We start from the raw sequence: 4298 nt of genomic DNA, 5'->3' as shown, positions 1-4298 counted from the left end.
GCACATATTCCAGCGTGTTATTACAGTTGTATTTCTTCATTGTGGTTTACCTCCTAAAAATGTGTTAGAGTTTAGCGTAACCGTTGGTGAATATTTCGCCTGCTATCTGCCTGTGTATGGCTCGTCTTATCTCGCCGCAGAGCATATCGGGAAGCAACTGCATATCGCTTATGGTAAGCTTTCTCTCTGCGCAGAGGTCAAGTATTTCGTTGCAAGCGGCGAGTATACGCTCCGTACTCTCAGGCGTTATGTCTGAAAGATCGGGGTAAACGGCTACTATTTTTGATTTCTTCATTGTGGTTCACCTCATTTCATTGACAAAATTCTCAGCAAGCATCTTACCGTCTAAGCTCCAGTACTGAGTTACCTCTCTGTACTTATCGTCTTCTGTTCCTATACCCCTCAGTGCTTTTGTGACGATCACCTGTTCGATCTTGGCACTTATACAGCCTTTAGCGATCGCTTTAGGTTCGGTCATTGTGGTTTACCTCCTATGTTTTGTTGCGCCCTGATGTGGGCTTAGTTCTTAGGGGTAGCTTCTATCCCTAAAATCCTGTTGATAGCCCCCTCTATCCGCTCCGACCGCAGCGAACCTCTCATGATCTTGTAAAGGTTCGACGTGTCGATATACGCTTCGGGCAGCAACTGCTTGATCTCGTCGATAAGCCACGTCTGCGTCTTGTTCATTCGCGCTAACTGCACCTTGATGGTGATACCGTATTCGGTAAGGGGTCTTTTACGTTCACTAATGTTTAACACCACCTTTGCAAAATGTTAAAAACATAATGCGATTTTTATATTGACAGTTACGGAAAAATGTAATATAATATATTTGTCAGATAATTTATTACGTTCTTCCGTACCCCGCAAGTTTATTATATTACGTTTTACCGTAAATGTCAATAGGCTTTGCAGAAATATTTACGTCGTTCCGTAAATTTGTACGGTTGCACAAAATTTGAGGTGTAACTATGTCGGAATTGTATAAACGAATTGAAGATCTTTGCAAAAATAACGGTATATCTATAACAGCTATGTGCAAAGAGGCAGGTGTGAGCCGCGGCTCATTGACTGATCTGAAACAAGGCAGAAGCAAAAAGCTGTCATCGGACGCTGTAAGCAAGATAGCCGCCTTTTTCAATGTTTCGACGGATTACATACTGAATGGCGACAACGCAATAAGAGTAGAAGCGCACAATGACCCGGTGTACATTGATGACGAAACGCGCGAGATCATCGACAGTCTGCGCAGCCGCCCCGAGATGAAGGTGCTGTTTTCCGTTTCAAAAAACGCCACTAAGGACGACATTGAAATGGCTGTTGATATCATAAAAAAATTCAAAGGTGATGGTGAATGATAGAAGGACGAGACTATTGCATACGCTTTGTCAAGCTGCCCATGTCGGTGCATGGTGTCACCGTTATGGACGTTGACGGCTTTTTCAACATTTACATCAACGCAGACCAATCATCAGACTGCCAGCAGAGAACCATCGCACACGAGCTGAAACACATCGCGCGCAACGACTTTGACAGCGTGGAGAGATCGCTGGAGGAAATTGAAACCATGTAAAATATACTAGGGGGCACACAGCATGGACGGAATGGTGATAGGCATATGCCTGATAGTTATACTGCTTATCCTTGTTTTGATGATAGTCAAGATAGAGCAGTATATGGAGAGCGTAGACAAGCAGCTCAAAGCGCTCAGCGAGCATATTCTCCGCAAGGACGACCAATACGACCACAAAGACGAATAAACGAAAGTTCCCCTCCTGCGCTATGCAAGAGGGGGAAATAGTAAAAAAGCCCCCTGCTGAGGAGCGGGGAGCTTACGGAGCAGGGGGGGATATGATGATCGTAAATGTATGGACAAAGGAAGCTTTTGACTTTGAGATGGTAGACTTGTCCGAAGAGCACGAGCTGCGCGAAGACGTGCTGGTCTTATACAACAAGCACAAGGGCGACTGCGAACGATTTCTTGTAAGCAGGATATTTGATACTGATACAAGGGTACGCAGGTTTTATGTGTACGCGTGGTTCGCTAAAATGACACCCAAAAGCTATTTTTATGTCGGAAAGGGCACGGGCAAAAGGTACGATCACATCTTAGCAGACATAAAGAAGTATAAGGACGGGAAAAATAATTTCAGATTTGAAAGGTACAGCAAAATTCAAGACAAGTGGGGAATTGACTGCGAGATACTTTTGGACAAGCTGACTGAGTATGAAGCGCTGATATGCGAAGAGTGTATCAAGCTGGAATTTCTCGCGAACGGAGAAGCATTATTGAACGTTGAGGGAATGCCGATGGAATATCTCCCTATCAATTACCAAGAGAATGATTATTACCACAATATCATTTACGACGACCCTGTTTTTCGCCGTTTTCTTGGCGACTGCGGCGAGCCGTATTTTGATGAAGTCGAACATGAGTGCTTAATGCGCACATACATATATCCCTATTTTGTCGCTTTGTTAGACCCAAAAATAAGCAGCGATAAAGAGTTCATCACAAAGTGGCTCGCGGCGAATAACGCGAAGTTGTACAAAACGCCCGCAAAAGGTGTTCGCTCCGTCATAATTCAAGGTTCTATGGAATACGAGCGGTATTACGATTACAGAAGCAAGGGCAAGAAGCTGTATCGGGCAGAAGATGTTATCGAGTTTATAAGAGAAAGAAAGGTGGGCAGCCATGCCGAAAAACAAAATAATGACCCCTAACCGCAACGGCAAGATAGCTGTTGTGTACGCGCGGTATTCTTCGCACAATCAGGGCGAGCAGTCCATCGAGGGACAGCTCGAAGCGGCGCACGCGGCGGCGCTGTCGCGCGGATACACCATCGTGCATGAATACATCGACCGAGCCGTCAGCGGCAGGACGGACAACCGCGAGCAGTTCCAGCAAATGCTCGCCGACACTGCGAAGCGGCAGTTTGACGTGATCTTAGTGTGGAAAGTTGACCGCTTCGGGCGCAACCGTGAGGAGATCGCGCAGAATAAGTATAGATGTAGAAAAAACGGCGTGCGGGTAGAGTACGTCGCCGAAACGATACCCGACAGCCCAGAAGGCGTAATTTTAGAGAGCGTTTTGGAGGGCTTCGCTGAGTACTATTCGCTGCAATTGTCGCAAAACGTCCTGCGCGGTATGCGGGTCAGCGCAGAAAAATGCCAAGCGGTAGGCGGCGGCTGTCCGCTGGGGTACAAGGTCGGGCCCGACAAGAAGTACATCATCGACCCCGACACTGCACCGACCGTCAAGCTGATATTCAAGCTCTATTCGGAGGGGCAGACAGCGCCCGAGATCGTGCGCGTGCTCAACGGCAAAGGGCTGCGCACCAAGCGCGGCACGGCGTTTTCCAAAAACAGCCTTTTCAGCGTTTTGCGGAATGAGAAATATCGCGGGATATACATTTTTAAAGACATCAGAATCGAAGGCGGTATGCCGCGAATGATAGATGACGTGACATTTTTCAAAGTGCAAGACCTGCTAAAGGTCAACAAGCGCGCGCCCGCCCACAAGTGGAGCAAGGCGGAATATCTGCTGACGGACAAGCTTTTCTGCGGCAAGTGCGGCTCGCCGATGGCGGGCGAAAGCGGCACGGGCAAGTCTGGTCGGAAGTACAATTATTATCTATGCAGCAAAAAGAAGCAGTACAAGACGTGCGACAAGCGGGCGGTGCGCAAAGACGAGATAGAGAATATCGTGATAAACCATGCGCTGGCTTTGCTGGGCGATGACGAGCTGCTGAACTACATCGCGGACGCGGTCTACAACTATTATCTCGCCAAAGACGAGAGCGACGCAGATCTGAAAGCACTCGAATCGAAATTGAAGCGCACCGAGACCGCGATCGCCAATCTGATACGCGCGCTGGAAGCTGGCATTTTTAATGCCGATACAAAGCAGCGCATGGACGAGCTGCAAGCCGACAAAGAACAGCTCACGGCAGCGATCGCCGAAACGAAGATAATGTGCGACTACAAGATAACGCGGGAGCAGATATTGTATTTCCTGCGGAGCTTGCGCGACAAGGACTACACCGACCGCGAGTGTCAGAAGCGGCTGATAAAGACGTTTATCAATTCCGTGTTTGTTTATGATGATAAGATCATTATCAATTTTAATTACAGCGGCGAGCGCAGTGCAGTCACCGTTGACGATGTAGATTCGGTGTTCGCTAGTCTTGTGGGCACGGCGGAGGACAGCGAACAAGTGTTCGTCCGCTGTGCGCGATGGACGACCATACTTGTGCAATAAAATAGATGCACACCTCGAAAAGCTCGTATTTACGAGC

General features: G+C 47.8%; 8 protein-coding genes. 5 read left to right on the top strand and 3 right to left on the bottom strand.

Annotated features, from left to right (window positions below; all coding sequences use genetic code 11):
* Positions 1–64: 64 nt before the first annotated feature.
* The 3 genes from LI114_RS13065 to LI114_RS13055 are packed head-to-tail and all read right to left on the bottom strand — an operon-like array spanning position 65 to position 759.
* On the bottom strand, positions 65–295 hold the full coding sequence (locus LI114_RS13065; protein WP_227221040.1) for a hypothetical protein: 231 nt from the start codon (positions 293–295) through the stop codon (positions 65–67).
* A 6-nt stretch (positions 296–301) separates the two neighbouring features.
* Positions 302–478, bottom strand: a complete 177-nt coding sequence (locus LI114_RS13060; protein ID WP_227221039.1) for a carboxypeptidase — start codon at positions 476–478, stop codon at positions 302–304.
* A gap of 41 nt (positions 479–519) precedes the next feature.
* Positions 520–759: a hypothetical protein gene (locus tag LI114_RS13055; RefSeq protein WP_227221038.1), complete on the bottom strand. Its 240-nt coding sequence runs from the start codon at positions 757–759 to the stop codon at positions 520–522.
* A 212-nt stretch (positions 760–971) separates the two neighbouring features.
* On the opposite strand from LI114_RS13055, the gene LI114_RS13050 reads away from it, so the two are divergent.
* From LI114_RS13050 to LI114_RS13030, 5 genes are all read left to right on the top strand, one after another.
* A complete protein-coding gene (locus LI114_RS13050; RefSeq protein ID WP_227221037.1) occupies positions 972–1358 on the top strand; it encodes a helix-turn-helix domain-containing protein in 387 nt (128 codons plus the stop codon).
* The gene (locus LI114_RS13045) at positions 1355–1573 is read left to right on the top strand and encodes an ImmA/IrrE family metallo-endopeptidase (protein WP_227221036.1); all 219 of its coding nucleotides are present in this window, start codon (positions 1355–1357) and stop codon (positions 1571–1573) included. The genes LI114_RS13050 and LI114_RS13045 overlap by 4 nt, the downstream gene beginning before the upstream one ends.
* Before the next feature lie 22 nt (positions 1574–1595).
* A complete protein-coding gene (locus LI114_RS13040) occupies positions 1596–1760 on the top strand; it encodes a hypothetical protein (RefSeq protein WP_227221035.1) in 165 nt (54 codons plus the stop codon).
* A gap of 91 nt (positions 1761–1851) precedes the next feature.
* Positions 1852–2724: a hypothetical protein gene (locus LI114_RS13035; protein ID WP_227221034.1), complete on the top strand. Its 873-nt coding sequence runs from the start codon at positions 1852–1854 to the stop codon at positions 2722–2724.
* On the top strand, positions 2696–4261 hold the full coding sequence (locus LI114_RS13030; RefSeq protein WP_227221033.1) for a recombinase family protein: 1566 nt from the start codon (positions 2696–2698) through the stop codon (positions 4259–4261). Before LI114_RS13035 ends, LI114_RS13030 begins: the two co-directional genes overlap by 29 nt.
* The last annotated feature ends 37 nt before the right edge of the window (positions 4262–4298 follow it).

Source organism: Ruminococcus sp. 210702-SL.1.03 (assembly GCF_020559915.1).
Classification (GTDB): domain Bacteria; phylum Bacillota; class Clostridia; order Oscillospirales; family Ruminococcaceae; genus YE71.
This window is presented reverse-complemented; position numbering and strand designations above follow the sequence as displayed.